This window comes from Candidatus Thermoplasmatota archaeon (assembly GCA_035540375.1).
GTDB lineage: Archaea > Thermoplasmatota > SW-10-69-26 > JACQPN01 > JAJPHT01 > DATLGO01.
The window spans coordinates 20,135-41,193 of sequence record DATLGO010000008.1 but is presented as its reverse complement, the minus strand read 5'-3'; the positions used below and the strand labels follow the sequence as shown (position 1 = coordinate 41,193).

Annotated in this window: 25 protein-coding genes; 9 read left to right on the top strand and 16 right to left on the bottom strand. The window is 71.4% G+C overall.

Annotation, left to right across the window (positions count from 1 at the left end; translation table 11 throughout):
• The first annotated feature begins 6 nt into the window (after window positions 1-6).
• A complete protein-coding gene (locus tag VM889_00880; protein HVL47093.1) occupies window positions 7-267 on the top strand; it encodes a hypothetical protein in 261 nt (86 codons plus the stop codon).
• Between the two features lie 22 nt (window positions 268-289).
• On the opposite strand, the gene VM889_00875 is transcribed toward VM889_00880, so the two are convergent.
• On the bottom strand, window positions 290-2,707 hold the full coding sequence (locus tag VM889_00875; protein HVL47092.1) for a hypothetical protein: 2,418 nt from the start codon (window positions 2,705-2,707) through the stop codon (window positions 290-292).
• A 140-nt stretch (window positions 2,708-2,847) separates the two neighbouring features.
• Between VM889_00875 and VM889_00870 the strand changes: the two genes are divergently transcribed.
• Together VM889_00870 and VM889_00865 are read left to right on the top strand one after the other, a co-directional pair.
• On the top strand, window positions 2,848-3,222 hold the full coding sequence (locus VM889_00870; protein HVL47091.1) for a DUF1428 domain-containing protein: 375 nt from the start codon (window positions 2,848-2,850) through the stop codon (window positions 3,220-3,222).
• A gap of 197 nt (window positions 3,223-3,419) precedes the next feature.
• A complete protein-coding gene (locus VM889_00865; protein ID HVL47090.1) occupies window positions 3,420-3,734 on the top strand; it encodes an EthD family reductase in 315 nt (104 codons plus the stop codon).
• Window positions 3,735-3,944: 210 nt separating this feature from the next.
• On the opposite strand, the gene VM889_00860 is transcribed toward VM889_00865, so the two are convergent.
• Window positions 3,945-4,289 carry a hypothetical protein gene (locus VM889_00860; protein HVL47089.1) on the bottom strand — a complete coding sequence of 115 codons (345 nt, stop codon included), beginning with the start codon at window positions 4,287-4,289 and terminating at the stop codon, window positions 3,945-3,947.
• 90 nt (window positions 4,290-4,379) lie between these two features.
• On the opposite strand from VM889_00860, the gene VM889_00855 reads away from it, so the two are divergent.
• Window positions 4,380-5,207, top strand: coding sequence for a methyltransferase domain-containing protein (locus VM889_00855; protein ID HVL47088.1), 828 nt, complete (start codon window positions 4,380-4,382; stop codon window positions 5,205-5,207).
• Window positions 5,208-5,213: 6 nt separating this feature from the next.
• On the opposite strand, the gene VM889_00850 is transcribed toward VM889_00855, so the two are convergent.
• Window positions 5,214-5,825, bottom strand: a complete 612-nt coding sequence (locus tag VM889_00850) for a hypothetical protein (GenBank protein ID HVL47087.1) — start codon at window positions 5,823-5,825, stop codon at window positions 5,214-5,216.
• Window positions 5,826-5,888: 63 nt separating this feature from the next.
• Window positions 5,889-6,290: a hypothetical protein gene (locus VM889_00845; GenBank protein HVL47086.1), complete on the bottom strand. Its 402-nt coding sequence runs from the start codon at window positions 6,288-6,290 to the stop codon at window positions 5,889-5,891.
• 119 nt (window positions 6,291-6,409) lie between these two features.
• Here VM889_00845 and VM889_00840 point away from each other — a divergent pair, with 119 nt between their 5' ends.
• On the top strand, window positions 6,410-8,755 hold the full coding sequence (locus VM889_00840; GenBank protein HVL47085.1) for a winged helix-turn-helix domain-containing protein: 2,346 nt from the start codon (window positions 6,410-6,412) through the stop codon (window positions 8,753-8,755).
• 7 nt (window positions 8,756-8,762) lie between these two features.
• Here the strand turns inward: VM889_00840 and VM889_00835 are convergent, their stop codons facing one another.
• Genes VM889_00835 through VM889_00825 form a run of 3 tightly spaced genes read right to left on the bottom strand, consistent with a single transcriptional unit; the run spans window position 8,763 to window position 12,003 of the window.
• On the bottom strand, window positions 8,763-9,590 hold the full coding sequence (locus VM889_00835) for a transglutaminase family protein (GenBank protein ID HVL47084.1): 828 nt from the start codon (window positions 9,588-9,590) through the stop codon (window positions 8,763-8,765).
• Window positions 9,587-10,567 carry an alpha-E domain-containing protein gene (locus VM889_00830; GenBank protein ID HVL47083.1) on the bottom strand — a complete coding sequence of 327 codons (981 nt, stop codon included), beginning with the start codon at window positions 10,565-10,567 and terminating at the stop codon, window positions 9,587-9,589. The genes VM889_00835 and VM889_00830 overlap by 4 nt, the downstream gene beginning before the upstream one ends.
• A complete protein-coding gene (locus VM889_00825; protein HVL47082.1) occupies window positions 10,567-12,003 on the bottom strand; it encodes a circularly permuted type 2 ATP-grasp protein in 1,437 nt (478 codons plus the stop codon). The genes VM889_00830 and VM889_00825 overlap by 1 nt, the downstream gene beginning before the upstream one ends.
• 108 nt (window positions 12,004-12,111) lie before the next feature.
• Here VM889_00825 and VM889_00820 point away from each other — a divergent pair, with 108 nt between their 5' ends.
• Window positions 12,112-12,495, top strand: coding sequence for a VOC family protein (locus tag VM889_00820; protein HVL47081.1), 384 nt, complete (start codon window positions 12,112-12,114; stop codon window positions 12,493-12,495).
• 52 nt (window positions 12,496-12,547) lie between these two features.
• On the opposite strand, the gene VM889_00815 is transcribed toward VM889_00820, so the two are convergent.
• The 4 genes from VM889_00815 to VM889_00800 all read right to left on the bottom strand — a co-directional run bounded on the left by VM889_00815 (window position 12,548) and on the right by VM889_00800 (window position 15,020).
• Window positions 12,548-12,859: a hypothetical protein gene (locus VM889_00815; protein ID HVL47080.1), complete on the bottom strand. Its 312-nt coding sequence runs from the start codon at window positions 12,857-12,859 to the stop codon at window positions 12,548-12,550.
• A 77-nt stretch (window positions 12,860-12,936) separates the two neighbouring features.
• On the bottom strand, window positions 12,937-13,728 hold the full coding sequence (locus VM889_00810) for an ABC transporter permease (GenBank protein ID HVL47079.1): 792 nt from the start codon (window positions 13,726-13,728) through the stop codon (window positions 12,937-12,939).
• Window positions 13,725-14,678 (bottom strand): ATP-binding cassette domain-containing protein, encoded by a 954-nt coding sequence (locus VM889_00805; GenBank protein ID HVL47078.1) that lies wholly within the window; start codon window positions 14,676-14,678, stop codon window positions 13,725-13,727. Before VM889_00805 ends, VM889_00810 begins: the two co-directional genes overlap by 4 nt.
• A gap of 102 nt (window positions 14,679-14,780) precedes the next feature.
• On the bottom strand, window positions 14,781-15,020 hold the full coding sequence (locus tag VM889_00800; GenBank protein HVL47077.1) for a hypothetical protein: 240 nt from the start codon (window positions 15,018-15,020) through the stop codon (window positions 14,781-14,783).
• Between the two features lie 227 nt (window positions 15,021-15,247).
• Here VM889_00800 and VM889_00795 point away from each other — a divergent pair, with 227 nt between their 5' ends.
• The gene (locus tag VM889_00795) at window positions 15,248-15,667 is read left to right on the top strand and encodes a CBS domain-containing protein (protein HVL47076.1); all 420 of its coding nucleotides are present in this window, start codon (window positions 15,248-15,250) and stop codon (window positions 15,665-15,667) included.
• A 61-nt stretch (window positions 15,668-15,728) separates the two neighbouring features.
• Here VM889_00795 and VM889_00790 read toward each other — a convergent pair whose 3' ends face one another.
• Both VM889_00790 and VM889_00785 read right to left on the bottom strand, forming a co-directional pair.
• Window positions 15,729-16,445, bottom strand: coding sequence for a GNAT family N-acetyltransferase (locus VM889_00790; protein ID HVL47075.1), 717 nt, complete (start codon window positions 16,443-16,445; stop codon window positions 15,729-15,731).
• Window positions 16,442-17,263: an amidohydrolase family protein gene (locus tag VM889_00785; GenBank protein ID HVL47074.1), complete on the bottom strand. Its 822-nt coding sequence runs from the start codon at window positions 17,261-17,263 to the stop codon at window positions 16,442-16,444. Before VM889_00785 ends, VM889_00790 begins: the two co-directional genes overlap by 4 nt.
• 119 nt (window positions 17,264-17,382) lie before the next feature.
• Here VM889_00785 and VM889_00780 point away from each other — a divergent pair, with 119 nt between their 5' ends.
• Window positions 17,383-17,964, top strand: a complete 582-nt coding sequence (locus VM889_00780) for a hypothetical protein (protein HVL47073.1) — start codon at window positions 17,383-17,385, stop codon at window positions 17,962-17,964.
• On the opposite strand, the gene VM889_00775 is transcribed toward VM889_00780, so the two are convergent.
• The gene (locus tag VM889_00775; GenBank protein HVL47072.1) at window positions 17,965-18,681 is read right to left on the bottom strand and encodes a potassium channel family protein; all 717 of its coding nucleotides are present in this window, start codon (window positions 18,679-18,681) and stop codon (window positions 17,965-17,967) included.
• Window positions 18,682-18,773: 92 nt separating this feature from the next.
• Between VM889_00775 and VM889_00770 the strand changes: the two genes are divergently transcribed.
• A complete protein-coding gene (locus VM889_00770; GenBank protein ID HVL47071.1) occupies window positions 18,774-20,036 on the top strand; it encodes a hypothetical protein in 1,263 nt (420 codons plus the stop codon).
• Here VM889_00770 and VM889_00765 read toward each other — a convergent pair whose 3' ends face one another.
• Both VM889_00765 and VM889_00760 read right to left on the bottom strand, forming a co-directional pair.
• Window positions 20,037-20,297 (bottom strand): hypothetical protein, encoded by a 261-nt coding sequence (locus tag VM889_00765; protein HVL47070.1) that lies wholly within the window; start codon window positions 20,295-20,297, stop codon window positions 20,037-20,039. It lies immediately after the preceding gene.
• Between the two features lie 77 nt (window positions 20,298-20,374).
• The gene (locus VM889_00760; protein ID HVL47069.1) at window positions 20,375-21,007 is read right to left on the bottom strand and encodes a hypothetical protein; all 633 of its coding nucleotides are present in this window, start codon (window positions 21,005-21,007) and stop codon (window positions 20,375-20,377) included.
• Window positions 21,008-21,059: the final 52 nt, after the last annotated feature.

Below are 21,059 nucleotides of genomic sequence, written 5' to 3'. Positions count from 1 at the left end.
CTAGGTGTGCAGACTTCCGCGACGCGCATTCCCGTGACCGTCTCGTTCGTGTGTCCCGCTTGCGCGGGCGCGAACGCCACGAATCTCATCGCCCTCAGCCGGGCCGGCGGGATCGCCTGCGCCGTGTGCCGCAAGTGGCTTCGTGCGATGGACGTCGCGCGCGCCATGCACGCGCCCCGCGCCGCGCGGACGGTCGAGGACGGTCCGCCGCGCGTCCACGCGTCGCCGGCACGGCGCACCACGAACGCGCTTCCGCGCGCGCGGTGACGGACGCGCGCCCGGGGGGGTCTCAGGCTCGCCGTCTCGCCGCGAGCGCCGCGACGCCGAGCGCGCCCGCGACCAGCGCGAGCGCGGCGCCGGGCGTGGCCTGGGTCGGCGTCCCGATCGTCCCGCCCGTGGGCGGCGTCGAGGGCGTGTCGCCCTTCGACGGCACCCCGCTCTCCGCGAGCGCGACCTCCACGGTGTGGCTGTTCACCCCGTCGGTCGCGGTGACGCGCAGGCGCGGCGCTTCAGCGCCGGCGAAGAAGGCGGGATCGATCGTGACGGCCGGCGTTGCGAGGTCGAAGGCGACGTCGTGCCACGTGGCGCCGCCGTCGGGACTCATGGCGACGCCGTAGCGCAGCGCGTCGCCGTCGGCGTCCGTCGCGGTCCACGCGACCGGGAGCGGGCCGCTTCCGACCGCCGCCCCGGGTGGGGGCGTCGTGACCACGAGGACGGGCGCATGGGCCGTGACGTTGCGTGTCGCGAGCGGGCCGGCAGGGCCTTCGAGGTCGATCCGCGCGAGGCCCGCGGGGCGCTCGACCGCCATCGAGAACGGGATCAGGTGACGCGGCTGTCCCACCGTGTCGGCGAACGGGTGGTCGAAGGCGTACGTCGCGATCGCGGCGCCCCCGGCGTCGCGCAGCACGACGCGGTACGTTCCCTCCACGCCGGGCTCCCGGTCCGGGATGCCTTCGAACGTGAATCCGGGCTCGAACGCGGCCGCCAGGAACGCGCCGTCCTTCGCGATCCAGCCGCGGATCCCGACGAGCGTCGGGTCGGTGAGCGCGGGAATCTGCTTGAGGAGGTGCCAGTAGGTGCACTGCTCGATCCAATGCGGCGCCGTCCCGCTCATGACGCCGCCCTGGACGGGTCTCGGGACGCGGGCGGGCTTCGTGCCAGCGCTCACCTGGAACCCGTGTCCGTAGGAAACCCTTTTGTTGTGGTAGTCGACCGTGCATGCCGGCGCCTCGTGGAGCCACGCGTAGGCGGGGGTCGTGTGCGCGAACTCGTGCGCGACGACCCGGTGGCCCGTGTCGTCCGCGACGAAGAAGACCTTCGTGCTCGCGGCAAAGCCGGCCGCGGTCCCGACGGGCGGGTAGAGCCAATCCATCTCGGCCTTCGTGACGACGATCGCGATGCGGTCCGGCGTCGCGCCGGTCGCCCCGGTGCCGAGCTGCCACGACCCGGCCGCGAAGTGCGTCTCGACGCCCGCACGGACGCGCTCGACGAAGCACCAATCGAACGCGCCGATCCCTTCGGGGTGCGCGCAGTCGGTCGCGGCGAGCGCGGTGACGGCGCGAAGGTCGCGCACGACGGGTCTCGTCACGACGTGGAACCCGCCCGGGGGGAGCGGGAAATAATCGGGGATGTTCGCGGCGCTCTCGTCGGCGATCCGTCGCGCGGCCGCAGCGATGCCTTGCGCGGAGGCCTCCGGGCGCATCGTGACGCCGACGAAGTAGACGAGGGGCTCGCGGACCTTCGTCGCCGCGCCCTCGACCACGATCTGCGTTCCGGGGATGCGCTCGCCGCCCTTGCGGGCGAGCTCCATCGTGATCGTGTAACCCCCGGCCGCCTTCGGGAGGAAGTGCGGGATCGCGAGACCCTTTGATGTGTCGAGCGCGGCCTTGAACGCGCGCGGCGCACCGCAGGCGCCCAGGATCGGAAGGTCGCCGACCGCGATCTCCCCGAGCACGTTGGCACCGGCCCCGTCCCGGAGCGTCCATCGAACGACCGCGGGCGCGGCGACGCTGCCCGTCACGGTTCCCTCGAACAGGATGCGATCCCGCGAGCCGCGCACGCCGAAGAGCTGCGTGAGCTTCCCGACCACCATGTCGAGTTCCGCGCGGAGTCGCCTGTCATCGAGCACCGTGAGCTGCTTCCCGGCGAGGTCGGGAAAGATCTCCGGATTCTCGTCCTGCCACACGGCCTGGACGGGCTCGAAGGCTCCCTTCGCGGTTCCGCCGCATTCGAGCGCCTCGCCGAAGATCGCGGGCGGGGGGACGTCGCGCGGGTCGTCCCCATTCTCGTTGCCGCCGATGAAGGGGCCCGGGCCCTCGCCGCGGGTCCACGCGGGAGGCCCCGGGTCGAAGGCGGCGGACCCGCCCGCGTAGGTTCGCGTGACCTCGGTCCGTCCGTCGGAGACGACGACCGAGATCGTCCCCGGATGGGCGGCGGCGTCGTGCGGGCAGCGCGTCTCGTGGTCGTGCCGCCAGCGCGCCGTGGAGCCGAACGGCTCGAAATCGTCGCAGGCGCCGGACTGCGCGAGCGTCCACCGGTAGGTGAGCGGCTGCAAGTCGGGGGAGATGGCCTCGATCTCGTAGTGGGTGAAGGGCGGTTGGAGCACGGCGCGGATCTCGTGGACTTGGAGATTGTCCGAGGCGGCCGCCAGCGGGAGGGCGGCCGGAGCGCAGAGAACCACGATGAGGAGGAGGAGGAGGCGCGGCATGGAGGTCGCGCGGACAAGCCCGCTACGCTCGCTTGAAGGTGTCGCGCATCCGAGACCCTCCACGCTCCGGCAGGCATCGGTCGATCCCGCCGCGAGGATCGACGCCGCCTTCATGCGAAGCGGATACGTACGAGATCGCGATGGCCGCGAAGTACGTCGACATCGCATTCATCCCGATCGCGAAAAAGAACGTCCTCGCCTACAAGAAAATGGCCAAGCGGGCCGCGCGCGTCTGGCGCGACCACGGCGCGCTCCGATACCGCGAATGCGTGGGCGAAGACCTGACCCCAGACATGGGCGGGATGCCGATGCGGGCCTATGCCGCGCTCGCGGGTCTCGGAAGGAGCGAGACCCTCGTCATCGCGCAGATCACCTTCCGATCGCGCGCGCACCGCGACCGCGTGAACGCCAAGGTCATGGCCGACCCGCGGATGGGCAAGATCATGGGCGGAAAGCCGATCTACGACATGGGCCGGTTCACGTACGGCGGATTCGAGGTCCTGATCGACGCGTGACTGGAGACGTGCCCGGCAAGCTCGGATGGCGCACCCAACGCGCCGCAGACGGGCTCGCGTGCAACTCCTCGATGAACGCGGGATATCGCGGCGCCTCATGAGCGTCGCGCATCACCGTATGGGCGTGAGCGTCCGACGGGCGCGAGCAGGACGACGCGCAAGGTTATGCACGTTGACCGCCTGGCCTGCCTGATAGCATGATCCGTGTCCTCGCATTCTACGGGCAGAGACCCGGCGGTCGATTCGACTTCGATTATTACGCGAAGAGCCACATCCCGCTCGTCCAGAAACGCCTCTCGGGCTTCGGCCTCGTGAGCGCCCACCTCGAGAGGGGCGTCGGCGGCGTCGAGCCGGGCGCGCCTCCGAAATACGCGGCCATCGCGAGCTACGTGTTCAAGAATGTCGATGGGTTCCAGAAGGGTTTCGCGACCCACGGCGCGGAACTCATGGCGGACGTGCCGAACTATACCGACCTCGAGGCGATCATCCAGATCAACGACATCCTCGCCTGATCGCACGCCGGACCGGGGAGGGCGGCCGCGACGACACCGAGGGGCTTCGCGCGCCATCGCCATCCACGCAGGCGCTGGCTGAAAGGTCGCGGAAGAATCGCCTCCTTCGCTTCCCCGGCAGGCATGGCGCGCAGGCCGCGGTCGAGGTTGACTTCGCGATCGAGAATCCCGCTGGGAGCGCCGGGCGTGGCTGGCGCTTCCACCGTGACGTCAAGCGGGGCGGGCGACCCATGCCCGCGTCTCGGGCATGAGCGCCGATGCGAGGCCTGCGAGCGCGACGATGACGCCAGCGTACTCGAGCGGCTCGTCGGCGGAGAATGTGCGGAGAAGTCCGAGCGCGAGGAGGGCGACGAGCGTCCAGAGCGCCCAGCGCGCGCGGCGCAGCAGGAAGACGGCCGCGACCACGAGAACGGCGTCGCGCACGAACGTGCCGACGACGGGGCCCGTCGGCGCGCCCGTCGTCGCGAGGATGGCCGTGTCGGCGACGTCGAGGAGCGCGACGAGGAGCGCGGCGCCGGCGGCCGCGAGGACGACGGGGGGTGGCGTGTCGCGCACGAACGCCGAGCCCGCTCATCGCCCATGAACGTTTCCGGAGGCGGGCTCGCCCGTCGCAAGCGATAACCGCGGAGAGCGCGTTCTCGCTCCATGACCGCACAACCCCTTCCTCCGGACCGCACGCCTTCGGGCTGGGGGCGCGTCGCCGAGGCCTACGACGCGCGCGTCACCCCGGTCTTCGTCCAGTTCGCGAAGGATGCGCTGCGTCTCACCGGTCTTGCGGCCGGCGAGCGCGTTCTCGACGTGGCGGCAGGCACCGGCGCGCTCTCGATCGAGGCCGCCCGCCGCGGCGCGCGCGTCCTCGCCACGGATTTCGCGCCCGAGATGATCGCGCAGCTCGAGGCGCGCGCGAGGCGCGAGAAGGTCGACGTCGAGACGCGCGTGATGGATGGCCAGGCCCTCGCGGTCGACCCCGCGAGCTTCGACGCCGCCTATTCGGTCTTCGGGCTCATCTTCTTCCCCGACCGCGCCGCCGGATTCCGGGGAATGAGGCGCGCGCTCAAACCCGGCGGCCGATGTGCGGTCGTCGCATGGTCGACCCCGGACCGGCTCGACTGGTTCGCGGCCTTCGGAGCCGCCATGAAGCGTACCTTCCCGGACCACCCCCCGCCGCCCTCGCCGCCCGCGGTCTTCAGCTTGTCCGATCCCGGTCGCCTGAGGCGGGAGATGGAGGACGCGGGGTTCGTCGACGTCCGGGTGGAGACCGTCCGCCACCCGTGGATCGTGCCGTCGCTTTCCGAGGAGTGGCCGACGCTCACCACGACGAATCCGGTCGTCCCCGCATTCTTGACCGGTCTCTCGCCGGGCGAGGTGGAGCGGCTGCGCGTCGCGGTCCTCGAGGCGAGCGCCCGCTTCGCGCGCCCCGACGGGGCCATCGAGATGTGGGGCGAGGCGCACGTCGCGACGGGCCGCGCTTAGCGCTCCTCACGGATTCCAACGCGCCGCGAGCCTCGCCGTCGCCCGGGGCATCGGCTCCGAGCCGCGGAACAAGTGGATCGCGTCGTGTTCGTCGAAGCGGAACGCGAAGAAGGCGCGCCGATCGACGAGGACGTCCGCGAAATCCTTGACGTCCGAAGGCTTGTCGAAGCGGTCGCGCGAGACGACGGCCGCCTCGGGGAGGTCGCGGAGCGCCCTCAGGACGATGCGGTCGGCCTGGAAGCCCTTCGCGACCGAGTGGGGATACTGCGTATACCGCTTCTGGTACTCGTAGGGCTCGTCCATGAGGTGGAATAGGTTCCCGTCGCTCACCATGATGGGGACGTACCCGAGCTTGCGCAGCGCGTTCTCGCACGCGACGAGCCGCCAGAGCTTCGCCTTCGGCTCGTTCACCTTCGCCGTCGGTGGCGGGTCCCATCGGGCCACGTTCGAGGCGTCGACGAAGCACGCGAAGTGCGGCCACGCGAGCTTCTTGAACGAGGCGTCCTTGAGGCCGGCGCGCGCATAGGCGAGCCGGTCCTCGAAGGTCGGCGAGGGGAGGCCCGGCACGGCGCCCGTCGCGAGGAACGCGCGGTGCTCGTCGACGCGTCCGCCGCTCACGCGGGGCCCAGCGCGCGGGGCCGGAAAAAAGTGTCGGGCGGCGTTCGCGCCGCCCGGGCCCGTTCAGCGCCGGGAAGGCGGCGCGACCGCCTTCATGCCGTGGAAGTTCGCCATCATGACTTCGACGTCCTTCTCGTACGCCGCGTGCGGACGCGTCCATTCGACGACGTCCATGTCCTCGAGCGTCTCGAACGTGTGGCCCGGCGGAACGTGGTACACCTGGCCGGCCCGGATCTCGCTCACGCTCCCGTCCTTGTTGTGGACGCGGCCCGCGCCCTTGAGGCAGTAGCCCCAGTGTTCGGCCTGGCAGCCCCCGTCCGCGAGGCCGTCGAAGACGGGCCTCCAGTCGCCCTTCGGCCAGCGCTCGAAGGCGAGAAGCAGGTCGCCCATCTGGTCGGCCCGCACCTCGACGCCGCGTTCGTTCAGCGCGATCGCGATCTCGTTCCGGAATTTCGTGGTCGTCATGGTCTCACGTCGCCTTGTCGGCAAGGGACACAGGCCCGCGAAGGACATGGTCTCGCGGTCTGCGGGGGCGACCGCAGACCGGCGGAAGCTACATGCCTCGCGCGAAACGATGCGGGAAGGTGCCCGGGGACGACCTCCTCCAGCTGCTCTCGAACCCGACCAACCGGGCGATCCTCGCGCACCTCGCGGTCGAGCCGCTCTACACGCGGCGTCTTGCGGAGCTCGTGGGCCTCTCCGAGGAGGAGACGTCCCGTCGCCTGCGGTCGTTCGAGCGACTCGGCGTCCTCGCGGCGGAATGGGCGAACGTGGGCCGCACGGTGCGGCTCTATCGCCTTGTCCGCAAGAGCCTGGTGGTCAACCTCACCGGAGATGGGCTGAGCATCGAAGGCATCGATGGGGATCCAATGCCCGCCTTCCTGTCCGAATCGCCGCCGGCCGTCGCCTCCATCGTCGGGCGCGAGGTCGAGCTCGAGGCGCTTTCGGGCCTCGCCATGGATCGTCGCGCCGTCTGCCTCCACGGGCTGGGCGGCATCGGGAAGACGACCCTGCTTGCCGCCTTCGCCGCGCGGTGGCCCGGGCCGGTCGCGTGGCGGACGGCGGCGCCGGGCGAATCGGCGCCGCTGCTCCTTGCCCGGCTCGCCTCCGCGCTGCGACGGAAGGCGCCCGTCGAAGGTCTCGACGACGAGGACGACACGACGCTCGTCCACGCTGTGGCGCACGCCGCCTCCGCGCAGGGGGCCCTCCTCGTGCTCGACCGCGCCGAAGTGGCGACGGACGGCGCCGTCGACGCCTTCGCGGACGTCGCGCGCCGCCTGCGCGGGGGCGCCGCCATCGTGGCCGCCCGCGCCTTTCCGCGCGCCCTTCCCCGCGACTTCGCATCCTTCGAGCTCGGGGGGCTCACCCGGGAGGACGCGCGGCGGCTTCTCGGCGCGACCGGCGCGGAGGCGGAGCGGGCCGATCGGCTCCACGCCCGGTCGGCGGGTCATCCGCTCTCGCTCCTGCTCAGCCGGGATCGGCTCGCGTCGGATTCGGACGACCCGTTCTTCCTGGGGGACGACGTGCGGGCCTTCCTGACCGACGATGTCCTCGCGGCCCTGCCCGCAACCGATCGGGACGCCGTCCTCGCGCTCGCCGTCCTCGAGGTCCCGTTCTCCGAGAAGGAGGCCGAAGACGTCGCGGAAGTCGCGCGCGGGCACGACCTCCTCCTGCGCCTCGCCGCGCGCGGACTGGCCACGCGCACGCCCGATGGATGGATGGTGCACGACCTCGTGCGCAGCGTCCTCTCGCCGCTCGCCCCCCGTTCGGCTCGGTCGCGCGCCGCGAAGATGCTCATGGACGACCGCGATCCCGCGCGGGGCCTGGAGGCCTTGCGGCTCGCGCTTGCCGGGGAGGATCCGAAGGCCGCAGGCGCGGTCGTCGTGCGGGAGGCCGTGGAGCGGACGTACCGCTTCGTGGAGCACGGCTTCGGGGACGCGTATGCCCGGCTCCTTCTCGAGGCCTCTGAGACCGTTGCATCCAAGGAGATCCGCGCGGCGGCGCTCATCGAGCGGGCGAACCTCGCTCGGCGGGACGGAGGCGACAGCGCCGCCCTCCTTGCGCGGGCCGAACCCTTCGCGCCCTCCCGGGGCCCCCTCGCGGCGCGTTTCCTGATCGAGAGCGCCGAAGAGGCCCGTCGCGCGGGGGATCCCCCGCGCGCGCTCGCCCTCTACGATCGCGCGGCCGCCGAGTCGACATCCCCCAATCTCACGGCCGACGCGCTGCTTGCGCGCGCGCTGCTTCTGGAGGAGACGGATGGCGGTCGCGCGCGAGAGGCCCACGAGCGCGCGCTCGAGGCCGCGGAGCAGACCGACGATCCGAGGCTCATCTCGTTCGCCTACAGCGGCGCGGCGCGCGCCGAAACGCAACGGGGCGGGGACGGCCGGGCCTGGGCCGAGGAGGCGCTGAGGCTCGCGCGCGTCGCGCGCAACCTGCGCGGAGAGGTCCTCGCGCGCACGGCGCTCACCGAGAGGGCCGTGATCCGCGGCGGTCCCGGGGAGGCCGCGTTAGGGCTTCTCCACGCGCGCGAGACGCTCGCGGTCGCGCGCCGCCTCGGCGACACGTGGCTTCTGGCCTGCGCGCTCTGCGACGTCGCGATCCTCGCCACGAGGTCGGGACATCACGACGAAGCCCTGGCCGCGGGCAAGGAGGGGATCGAGGCGGCCCGGCTTGTCGCAAGCCCGTATCTCGAGCTTGGAGCCGCCTCGGGGTTCGCGGATGCGTGCGTCGCGACGGGCCGCGCGCCCGAGGGCCGCGACGCGATCGCGGCCGCGACCGCGACGTTCGAGTCGGCGGTCGTCGAGACGCCGCCGTATCTCGCCTTCGCATGGACCTCGCTCGCCGCGGCGGAGGAGGCGTGCGGGCACGCGGGGGCCGCGGCCGCCGCGAAGCGTCGGGCGCGCGAGGTCGCGGGCGCGCGGTCGGGGTGAAGGGGCTTCACTCGATCCGCGCGTCGACGCGCGTCTCGAGGCGGGAGACGACGCCCGCGGGCCCCCAGAACGTTCCCGTCACGGGCGCGGCCTCGGCCACGGAGCCTGCCGCGACGGCGACGTGGCGGTCCTCGACGGGGCGTCCATCCGTGGGATCGAACCCCCGCCAACCGTGCCCGGGAATCCAGGCTTCGGCCCACGCGTGCAGCTCCTGGCCCTGGCGCGTGGCCTCGATCACGCGATATCCGCTCACGAATCTCGCGGGAACGCCCAAGAGGCGACAGGCGGCCACGAAGAGGACGGCGAAATCGCGGCAGGCGCCCTCCCGAGCGTCGAGCGTCGCGCGCGGCGTCCACGGCGATCCTTCGTGGCGGACCCGGTGCTGGTGCGTGGTGTGGATGCGCCTCGCGAGGTCGCCGAGGAAGGGGAGCGTCTCCCAGGAGGCCCCCTGGGCGACGTCGAGGGCGAACCGCACGACCTCGGGGTCCTCGTCGCGCGGCAGGCGCCAGGCGCGGGCGCCTTCTGGAAGGAGCGCGGGGTCCCGCCACGGCAGACGCGGCGCGGAATCGATGGGGGGAAGGGGCATCGTCTCGACGAGGGATTCCGTTTCGAGGACGAATCGCTCGAGCCCGGCCTCGGTCGCGAGGGTCGTCGCCCAGAAGCCCGAGGCATCGAGGGCCTCCGCGACCTTGGCGTCGGCGGGATCGACCGCGAGGGCCCAGGAAAGGAGGCGTTGGCGGGCGTCGGTCGCGGGCTTGAGCCGCACGACCTGGGGATCGAGGCGCACCGGCGCCGAGTAGCTGTAGGCCGTGCGGTGGGCGATCCGGATCCTCATTGCGGGGCCTCCCGGCGCGTCGCGGCCGGGATCGCCCGCGGCGCGAAGAAGCTCTCGTGGATGCCGTCGCCCACGTAGCGGATCTCGCTCAGGACGCGCTGGAGGAATTCGTGGAGCCCGACCGCGAACACGTCCTCGATCTCCAGATAGTCGAATTCGCTCCTCAGGCGGCCGAGCCGCTTCTCCGCCGCGTTGCGGAAGGCGTGGCCCGGGGTTCCCGTGATGCGATGGAGCGATTCCTCGGCGGTCGCAAGCGAGCTTCGGATGGAGCGGGGGAAGTCGCGCGACAGGATGAGGAAGTCTGCGACGTCGCGCGGCGTGATCCGGCGGCGCCGCTCCTTGCGGTACATCTCGAGGGCGCTTGCGGATTTGAGGACCGCCTGCCACTGCAGGTCGTCGAAGGGGCTCCCGACGTCCTCGAGGCTCGGGAGGAGAACGTAGTACTTCACGTCGAGGATGCGCGCCGTCTTGTCCGCGCGCTCGAGCAGCCTGCCGAGGCGGCCGAAATGCCACGCCTCGCCGTGCGACATCGTCGCGTCCATGATGCCGCCGAAGAGGTGGCTGTCCATCTTCACCCGCGCGAAGAAGTCTCGAGGGTCGTCGAGCACGTTCCCCTTCGCGACCGCCTCCTCGACCGCGAGGTAGCTCACGTTCACCTGGGTCCACATCTCGCTCGAGATGATCTCCCGGACGCTTCGCGCGTTCTCTCGCGCCATGCGGAGGCAGGAGAGGATCGAGTTCGGGTTCGACGCGTCGAACGTGAGGAAGCGGATGACGTTCGCCTTCGACGGCTCCTTGTAGCGCGCCGCGAACGCCGCCTCGTCGCCCGCGGTCGCGACGAGCGGCATCCATTGCTGGTGCGCGGCGTCCATCTCGAGCATCAGGTTGAGGTTCACGTCGATGAAGCGCGCGACGTTCTCCGCGCGCTCGATGTAGCGGTTGAGCCAGTGCACCTGGCTCGCGACGCGGGAGAGCATCAGGCGCCCTCCGGGCCGAGGACCCACGTGTCCTTGCTCCCGCCTCCCTGGCTGGAGTTCACGACGAGCGAGCCCTTCCTGAGCGCGACGCGCGTGAGGCCGCCGGGGACGACCTTGATCTCGCGGCCGTGGAGCACGTACGGGCGGAGATCGACGTGGCGCCCCTCGAACGTGCCCCCCACCCGAGTGGGAACGCGCGAGAGCGCGAGCGTCGGCTGGGCGATGTAGTTGCGCGGATTCTCCTCGATGCGCTTGGCGAACGCTTCGCGCTCGTCCGGCGTCGCGTGCGGCCCGACGAGCATTCCGTAGCCGCCCGATTCGTTCGCGGCCTTCACGACAAGCTTGTCGAGGTTCGCGAGGACCTCGGCGCGCTCCTTGTCGTCCCAGCACACGAGCGTCGGAACGTTCGGGAGGACAGGCGTTTCGCCGAGGTAGAATCGGATCATCTTCGGGACGTAGGGGTAGACGGCCTTGTCGTCCGCGACGCCCGTGCCGGGGGCGTTCGCGAGCGCGACGTTCCCCTTCTCGAACACGTCGATGAGGCCCGCGACGCCGAGGAGGCTGTCCTCGCGGAAGGCCTTCGGGTCGAGGAAGTCGTCGTCGATGCGCCGATAGATGACGTCCACGCGCCGGAGGCCGCGCGTCGTCCGCATCTTGACCTCGTCCCCGTCCACCACGAGGTCGCTGCCTTCCACGAGCTCGATGCCCATCTTCTGCGCGAGATACGAATGCTCGAAGTAGGCGCTGTTGTACATGCCGGGGGTGAGCACGACCACGGTCGGATCGCGACGATCGGAGAGCTGCGTCAGCGTTTCGAGGAGCAGGTTCGGATAGTTCGCGACCGGTTGCACGTTCGCGCGCTCGAAGAGCTCCGGCAGGACCTTCTTCATGATCTCCCGGTTCTCGAGCACGTACGAGACGCCCGAGGGCGTGCGGATGTTGTCCTCGAGCACGTAGAGCGCGCCGTCGCCGTGGCGCACGAGGTCGATGCCGCTCACGTGGCACCACACGTCGCGGGGCGGCCGCACGCCGACGAGTCGGGGCCTGAACCCGCGGCTCGATCGCACGAGGTCCTCGGGCACGATGCCCGCCTTGAGGATGCGCCCTTCGCCGTACACGTCCGCGACGAAGGCGTTGAGCGCCCGGATGCGCTGCTCGAGGCCGCGCGCGACGTGGGTCCATTCCTGCCAGCGCACGATGCGCGGCACGATGTCGAAGGGGAAGATCTTCTCTCGCCCGGCCTTGTCGCCGTACACCGTGAACGTGATGCCCTGGTTGAGGAACGCGATGTCGGCCGCGCGTTGCCGCCGGGCGAGCTCGGCCTCCGAGAAACCCGAGAAGGCCTCGACGAGGAAGGCGTTCCCGGGCCGCGGCGTGCCGTCGGGGGCGAACGTCTCGTCGTAGAATCCTTCCGTGTCGTAGGCGCCGAGCCTCAGAGCGACCTCTCCGTATCCCCGCCGATGGGACTCGGGTCATATGTATCCATGGACCCGGGGCCGAGGGCGGGCGACAGCGATTTGCCGCCCGCCCGCGCTCGCGGACGCATGTCCATCGTCCGGGAACTCGACTGCATCACGCTCCACGTGACCGACCTCGAGGCCTCGCGCCGGTTCTACCGCGACGTCATGGGGTTTCGCGAGCTCGTCTTCGCGCAAGGCCTCCTCGTCTTCGCGCTTCCGGGGGGCGCGCGCCTCTCGATGCACGTGCAGGAGCCCGGCGAACCGGGCCGCCCCGCCGGCACGGTGAGCGGGCTCATGTTCGGGGTCGACGACTGCGCGAAGGCCGTCGAGGCGCTGCGCGGCCGCGGCGCCGACGTGCTCGAAGGCCCCTGGAAGGCGCCTTGGGGGCCCACCTACGCGACGGTCGCGGACCCGAGCGGCAACGAGTTCCTGCTCATCGAGCGGGACCGGCCGCTCCCGGCGCCGTGAACGCCGGAGCGGTCCGCGCTCTCGCCGCGCGCGCCGCGGGCCGCGGAGGACGTCACGCGCCGAGCGCGCGGCGGAGCTCCTCGGGGAGGGCCGCGAGCTCGATCTCGACGAGGCGGCGCGCGTGAAGCTCGCCGTAGGCCGCGCCGTCGGGATGGGGGAAGGCCTCGAGCGCGCCCACGACGGCGTTCGCGAGCGCGCCGCCCGCGGGCGCGCGGCCCGCGCGCTCCTCGCCGGCGAGGCGCGCGGCCTCCCGCATCACGAAGCCCCGGAACCGGCGCGTCCACGCGTAGCCGTCGCCCGCGCGCTCGAGCGCGCCCCAGGCGACGAGTTCGTCCTCGAGCCCCGATGCGGGAAGAGGCTCCATGGGAAGGCAAGGGTTCCGGGAGGGTTTGAACGCTTCCGCTTCGCGGCCTCCGACGCCGGGCGGGGCGTCGATCCCGCTCAGGTGAGCCGCGAGAAGCGCCGCACCGCGAGGAACCCGAAGACGGCCGTGATCCCCGCGCACCAGAGGAGCGTCAACCAACCCGCGTCGCCCATGGGGGTACCGAAGGAGGCCGCCCGCACGGCGTCGGCCGCGAGGGTGATGGGGCTCTGCTCGGCGAAGGCCCTGAGCCACGCGGGCATCGTGTCGATCGGGACGAAGATGCTCGACGCGAAGACGAGCGGAAACGCCCACGTGAAGCCCGCGATCTCGGCGGTCTGCGTGTCGCGCACGAGAAGCCCGATCGTCGCGGCGATCCACGAGAACGCGAGCCCGACCGCGACCGTGATCGCGAGACCGAGGACCGCGTCTCCGACCGTGCCGTGGAAGCGGTAGCCGATGAGGTAGCCGACGCCCGCCATGATGAACACGGAGAGCGTGTTGCGCAGGGTGTCGCTCAGCGTCCTCGCGGCGAGGACGGTCCCGCGCGCGATCGGGAGGGAGCGGAAGCGGTCCATGACGCCCTTCTGGACGTCCTCGACGATGCTGATGCCGCTCATGAGCGAGCCGAAGACGACCGTCTGCACGATGATGCCGGGGATGAGGAAGTCCACGTACGATCCGCCGGGCGTCGAGATGGCGCCCCCGAAGACGTACGCGAAAAGCACCGTGAACATGATCGGCTGGATGATCGCGAAGACGATGAGCTGCGGGATGCGCACGTAATGCATGAGGTTCCGCCACGTGAGCAGCATCGTGTCGGAGACGGCCCATCGGGCGCGCTGGCCGAGGCCGGGGGACCCGACGTTCACGCGGACCCCTCCTCGGCCTCGGCCGCGCGGCCCGTGATCGCGAGGAAGACGTCGTCGAGGCTCGGGCGCCTCAGCGCGATGTCCGTCGTCTCGATCTTCGCCTCGTCGAGCGCGCGCACGGCGGCCGCAAGCGTCCGCGTGCCCTCCGTCGCGGGAAGGTGCGCCCTCAGGCGCGCCGCGTCGACCGTGGCGCCGAGCGGGGCGAGCGCGACTTGCGCGGCCTCGGCCTGCGCCGGGTCCGAGAGGTGCACCTCGACCACGTCGCCGCCGACCTTCCGCTTGAGCTCGCTCGCGGTGCCTTCCGCGATGATGACGCCGCGGTCCACGACGGCGATGCGGTCCGCAAGCCGGTCCGCCTCCTCGAGGTACTGCGTCGTGAGGAGGATCGTCTTTCCTTCGCGGCGCAGCCCGTCGATGATGGACCAGAGCGCGAGGCGCGAGCGCGGGTCGAGGCCCGTCGTCGGCTCGTCGAGGAAGAGCACGGTCGGGTCGCCGACGAGGCTCGCCGCGAGGTCGAGCCGGCGGCGCATGCCTCCCGAGTACGTCCGCGCGGGGCGGTCGGCCGCCTCGAGGAGATCGAATCGCGCGAGGAGGTCGTCGGCGCGGCGGCGCGCCTCGGCCTTCGGGAGGTGGTGGAGGCGCGCCGCGAGGACGACGTTCTCGCGGCCCGTGAGCGACTCGTCGACGGCCGCGTACTGTCCCGCGAGGCCGATGACGCGGCGGAGCGCGGACGCTTCGCGCGCGACGTCCAGGCCCGCGACCGTGGCGACGCCGCCGTCGGCGCGGAGGAGCGTCGCAAGGATGCGGACGAGCGTCGTCTTGCCGGCGCCGTTCGGGCCGAGGAGCCCCAGGATGGTGCCCTCGCGGACCTCGAGGTCGACGCCCTTCAGGGCCTCGGTCCTGCCGTACGCCTTGCGGATGTCGCGGGCGACGATGACGGGTTCTGCCACACGTCGGCGAGCGACGCTCGCCCTATTTCAAGCCGTCGCGCGGCGCGCGTCGGATTCGCTACCCCTCGCGCCGCGAGCGCTTGTATTCCTTCGCCCCGCGGATCATCCTCGAGCCCGCGCGTCCGAGGCGGCGCTCGGTCTCCTCCCGGCGCTCGCTCGCAGGGCGACGTCCATGTTGGCGGCGAGCGTCTGGGCCGCGTGCGTCGCGCCGCTCGCCTTGCGCGCGATGACGCCTCGCCGCGGGAGGATCGCGACGATCGTCGGGGGAACGGCGCCGCGCGCGGGCGCGGGCGCGACCCAGTCGCCGACCACCACGTCCGCCGCGCCGCGCGCGATGCGCAAAGACCGTTACCGGCCCGTCTCGACGATGATGGCGTGTGAGGCGGTCGCGCCGCAAGACGTGCGCCGCGCGGAGACGGGAGTCGCCGAGGGCGGCGAGGGCGGTCCGACGGTCGGGGCCGGTCCCCAGGCTTCGCAATCCAAAAGGATCGCCGCCGGATCGCGCACGCCACGCTCAAGCCCGTCGCCCACCGGAAAGGCTATGCCGCCACCACGACCGAACGATACGCATGATCGTCGATTCCGTCATGACCCGGAAGGTCGTGACGATCGCCCCGCGCGCCTCCGCCCGCGAGGCCTCGCGCCTCATGCGCGCGAAGGCGATCGGCTGCCTCGTCGTGGTCGACGGCGGGGCGCCGCTCGGCGTCGTGACCGAGCGCGACCTCGCGTTCCGCGTGCTTGCGGAAGGTCGCGACCCCGACGGGACCCGCGTCGCGGACGTGATGAGCGCGCCGGTCGCGACGGTCGATCCCGCCGCCTCGATCGAGGAGGCCGCGATGCGCATGAAGCAGCTCGGCGTGAAGCGTCTCGTCGTCTGCCTCGACGGGGAGGTGAGGGGACTCGTGTCCGCGACCGACATCGCGTACGCGGAGCCCGAGATCGCGCGGAGCTTCGTCGATGGCTGGATCAAGGCGCAGTGGCGCGACTGACGGCCGCGTCGCGCGCGCTCGTTCGATCAAGCGCAGCCGCTGACGCGTCGCTTGTCGCGGCTCAGCGGTCGTGACCCGCGCGCTGCGCCTTCGCGGTCGCGCTGTCGCCCGCGCGCGCCGAGGGGGCCGCGGGCGTAAGCGACGTCGGGGCCTCGTAATCGAGGTTCCACCACACGAGGAGCGTCGCCCAGTTGCGCGAGTTGGGGTCGGTGATGTAGGCCGGCATGACGCCCGCGACGGTCATGCCGCTCCTCAGCTGCGGGGTGAGCGTGCGGTCGGTGCGCTCGCCGCGCAGCACGCTCCGCACGTACGCGCTCGCCGACATCTCGCCCGCGTGCTTCACGTATTCGGGGATACGCCCGCCCGTCACGAAGGCCCGGAGGTTGCGGCGCCGGATCAGGTCCTTGCGCAGCTCGTAGAGGTGCCTGCCGATGCCGCGACGCCGCGCATCCGGATGGACCATGACCTCCGTGCCGTAGAGGGCGTCGCCCGAGGGATCGTGCGTCGTCAGGTAGCCGCCCCCCGTGATCTCGCGCCACTTGTGGGGGGTCAGGGCCGCGGCGAGCGGGACGAGCAGCGTGGTCGCGCTGCCCACGAGCCGGCCGTCGATCTCGGCGACGAACTGGCCTTCGGGGAATTTGTCGACGTGAGCCTCGAGCATCGCCGGGATCCAGTGCCGCTCGGGCGGAATGCCGGGAAAGCTCGCGGCCTCGAGACGGATGAGCTCGGGCACGTCCTCCTTGCGCATCGCCCGGTAGCGGACGGGCGACTTCGTCACCGGCTCGCCCTCCGCTTCTCGTGCCGGTCGAGGTCGAACCACTCGATCGCGTTGCCCGAGAGCAATCGCCGCTCCTCGTCCTCGTCGAGGTCGAGCGAGCGCACGAAGCGGATGTACGGCGACATCGCGACGAGCGGCCAATCGGTCCCGAACAGCAGATCCTCGGGGTCGCCCGCGTAGAGGATGAGGTCGCGCACCTGGTCGGCAAGCCAGCGCTCGAAGCGCGCCTCGAAGTTGCCGAGGATAAGGCCGGAGATGTCGGCGCGGACGTTGTCGTTCTTGTAGATGAGCTCCGCCGTGTCCCTGAACCACGGGTTTCCGAGGTGGCAGATCACGATCTTGAGGTCCGGGTGGTCGACCGCGACGTCGTCGAGGTGGAGCGGGTGGCTGTACTTCAGCTTCCCGATCTTCGTGAACGTGTCGCCCGTGTGGAACATGACCGGCACGCGGTATTTCGCGGCGAGGTCGTAGATCGGCTCGCACAGGCGGTCCGTCGGATAATAGTGCTCGTAGCCGGGGTAGAGCTTGAGCCCGATGGTGAGCCCCTGCCTCAATCGCTCCTCCGTCGCGCGCAGGTCGAAGGGCGCGCCCCCCGAGAGCGAGATCCCCTCGACCACGAAAAGCTCAGGGTGGGGCTTGACAAGGTCGAGGACGCGATCGATGCGGGGGCGCTGCTCGTTCGCGAGGTAGGACGTGAGGATGAAGGCCTTCGCCACGCCGTTCGACTTCATGTCGGCGAGGAGCTTCTGCAGGCTTTCCTCGGTCGGCACCCGGTCGTTCGTGTAGTCGTTGAGGTGGACGTGGCAGTCGACGATCAACGGCCCTCCGAAGGGTCCGCTCCTTAAAGGGCCTATCGTCGCGGCCATTGTCGGACGGCCATGCGTCGCGCAAGAAGCTTCATGTTGCGGCCATGGCTCATCGCCCCCGGATCCCCTCCATGACCAAGCGTCTTCTCGTCCTCCCGCTCGCGCTCGCGGTCGTCCTCGCCGGCTGCATCGGGGCCGGGTCCGAGCCCGTGGCGCCGGGCACGACGGGCCCGTCGAAGCCGACCCTCCCGACGCCTCCGGTCGCGAACGGGACGGAAAACCTCACCGTCCTCGAATCCAAGGAGTCCTTCACGCTCACGCTCGCGCATACGCGCCTCGCGAGCGTGTCCCTCACGACAGGATCGAAGAACTGCCTCGATATCTCGTTCGACCAGAACGCGACCTTCGTCGGCGGTAGCGCCGTCTTCACGTGGACCTCGGCAGACCAGTTCTCGCAGAAGCTCGAGGCCCGGTTCTACGACTCGACGAACGCGTCGAAGCCCACCGCGAAGGTGGTCGGGCCCTCACCGATCACCCTGGAGATCCCCGCGGCGGACTTCACGAACCGCTCGAGCCCCCGCGTCCTCATCCAGGCTCCCGTTGGCGAGAACGCGGTCATCCGCGACCTCCGCGTGAACCTGGATCTCGTGCTCCTCTACGCCTCGACCGAGGATCCCATCTACGCGACGATCGTCTGCAGCCAGAACGCGTGATCACGCGCGCTCGTCCTCGGGGCCCGCCTCGGGCTCCTTGAGGATCGCGGACGCGAGGCTCGCGGCGAAGACGCCGACGAAGGCGACGCCGAGCACCTGCAGGATCCCCGCGAGGATGCGCCCTCCGGATGTCCGCGGCTGGAAATCCACGTAGCTCGTCGTCGTGAAGAGGTTGAGGCTCCACCAGAGCGCGTCCTCGAGGCGGGCGAGACGCGGGTTGACCTGCCCCTCGACCACGTTCGCGCCGAGGCCCCCCGCGACGACGATGAGCAGCCCCGCGACGAACAGCCCCACGACCTGCGCGCGACGCGCGACGCGCGCGACGTAGCGACGGAGGCCGCGGATGCGCGCGACGGTCCCCGCGACGCGCAGGAGACGGGCGACGCGGAGAAGGCGGACGAGCCGCAGGGCCCGCAGCACGCTCACGCCTTCGAGGCCCGCCACGATCCCGCCCGTGACCGGGATGAGGCTCGGAAGCTCCCACCAGTGCGACCGCGTGTAGGCCGCCGGGCGGCCGCTCGCGCGCGCCTTCGCCGCGAAGTCGATGACGAAGTACACGACGATCCCGAGGTCGACGGCGTCGAGCAGCGTGAAGGCGGGGTCGGCGCGGGGACGGAGGAAGTCGTGGACCCCGATCGCGACGCTCACGAGCGCGAGCGCGGAGAGGCCGATGTCGCGGCGGATCTGCCGCACGTTGCGTTCCGCCTCGTCCGCCACGCCCCGGGGTGGTCCGAGGCCCGGAAAAGGGTGTTGCCTGGGGGGCGGTTCGAGCAACAACCTTCTTGAGCCCCCCTCGCGGTCGAAGGGGCATGCGAGGAGCCCTCCTTCTCGTCGCCACGCTCTCCTTCGCCGCGCTTTCCGGCTGCATCTCGGCCCCCGGAGCGGACGCGGATCCCGCCTCGTCGGACGTCCCGGCACGATCCGGTCCCGCGTGGGGCGTCCCGATCCCCGAAGCGATCGCGGGTCTGAAGCCGGTCGCGCGCGCCCTCGAGGTGCCGATCGGCGCGGGCCTCTGGGTCGACGGCGACCACGCGTACGTCTCGAGCCTGCGTGAGGGCCTCACGGTCGTGAACGTGAGCGACCCCGCGAAGCCGCGCGTCGTCGCGACGCTCAAGGACGTGGGCGGCGGAACGAGTCTCTACGCGCGCGACGCGGACGTCGCGCACGTGGGCGACCGCACCATCCTCGTGCTCGCGGGCCAGGGCCAGGGCCTCCACGTCGTCGACGTGACCGCGCCCGAGACGCCCCGGTACATCGCGACCATCGACGTGAAGCCGAACCATAACCTTGCCGTCCACCCGACGCTGCCGCTCGTCTACAACAGCGCCTCGACGGGGAAGGGCGGACAAGTGGACGTCGTGGACCTGTCGAACCCCGACGACCCGAAGGTGCTCGGGGCCTTCGGCACGCACGGCTGCCACGACATCACGTTCCACACGAGCCCCGAGAAGGAGCGCCTCTACTGCGCGGGCGTCGACGTCACCGAGATCTGGGACCTCGCGGATCCGCTCAAGCCCACGCTTATCGTGACGATCGAGAACGACGCCGCGAAGTCGTACGGCCTCGGCCTCCACCACTCGGCGTACGCGACCCGCAACGGCACGCTCCTCATCATCGGCGACGAGACGTGGGGCGGATCCGGGCCCGGCTGCGGCGCGAACACGCCCGCGGGCTCGACGTTCCTCGGGTCGCTCTGGTTCTACGACGTCACGGACGAGAAGAAGCCCGTCCTGCTCTCGAACATCGCGCCCTCGGCGCCCGTCGGCGAGTACGCGACGGGCATCGTCGGGGGCGTCGACCCCTCGAAGCCCCCGTCGCCCTTCGGGGTCATCGGTGCGCTCTCGTGCACGAGCCATTTCGGGAGCTTCGTGCCGGGCCACGACATGCTGGTGTGGGGCTTCTACCGCGCGGGCGTCGTGCTCATCGACTATTCCGACGCGAAGCGGCCCGTCATCGTCGACCAGTGGTCGACGGGCGCGAACGTGTGGGACGTCAAGATCCTGAACGGCTACATGTTCACGGGCGACCTCGCCCGCGGCCTCGACGTGCTCGAGTTCAGGGCGAAGGTCTGATCACCCGCAGGCCGCGAGGCCCTGGGCGGTCGCGAAGGCGCCGCCCTCCTTCGCCGCGAGGACCGCGTCCTGGAACGCGCGCTGCGTGATGTAGGTGCCCGTCACGAGGCCGGCGCCCACCGAGATGGCGAGGACGCCGAAGAGGACCCAGGTGACGGGCATCGCGCCCTTCGCGCGGAGCGTCATGGCCCCGCCGAGGAGCACGAGGACGTAGGCGAAGTCCAGGATGAACCAGTCCCAGGGGAAGCCTGCGCCGCACACCGGTCAGGTCTCCCGTGCGTCTGATATAGAAATATTGTGGTGGGACCCCGCGGTCCCAAACCTGGATGGCTTCGATATCAAGCCAATCGTTCGAGAACGCCCGTCGCGAGGAGGTCGCGGAGCAGGACGCGGGCCCGCCAGGGATCGCGGCTCGTCTCGACCGCGAAACGCGCGTGGACGGGGCGTTCGGCGACGAGGACGAGGTCGGCCTCGAGGACGTCGAGCTCGGCCGAGACCACCTCGTCGCCGGCGCGCGCCAGGAGCACGACGCCGCGCTCGCGCCGCACGGGCGCGCGCGCGCGGCGCGCGAGCGCCTCCACCTGCTCCGCGAGGTTCGTCGCGACCGCGAGCACGGCGTGACCGCGGCCGAGGGTCACGAGGTCCTCCGGATCGACGTCGCTTGCGCCCGCCGCGGGACGCTCGGGCGCGGGCCCCTCCTCGAGGCGTCGCACGGCGGCCTCGTAGCGCGCAAGGTCGAGCACCGCCGCCGCGTCCGGATCCGCGGGAACCGCGGCCGAGCGCTCGGCGATCCAGTCCGCGAAGGAACGCCCGGAGGCGGACGCGAGCCACGCGTCGAGGGTCATCGGACCCGCGAAACGGAGCGTGAGGGGATGGGCCCGCTCGACGGCCGCGCGGAGGTCCCCCTGGGCGGGGCTCGCATCGGTCGATCGGAGCCGCCCGGAGGCGGCGCGGGGCGCGTCGGTTCCCATGCGGATCGGGCCGGTCCCGGTCCCTTTCGGACCCGCGGGGTCTTGAAGCGTT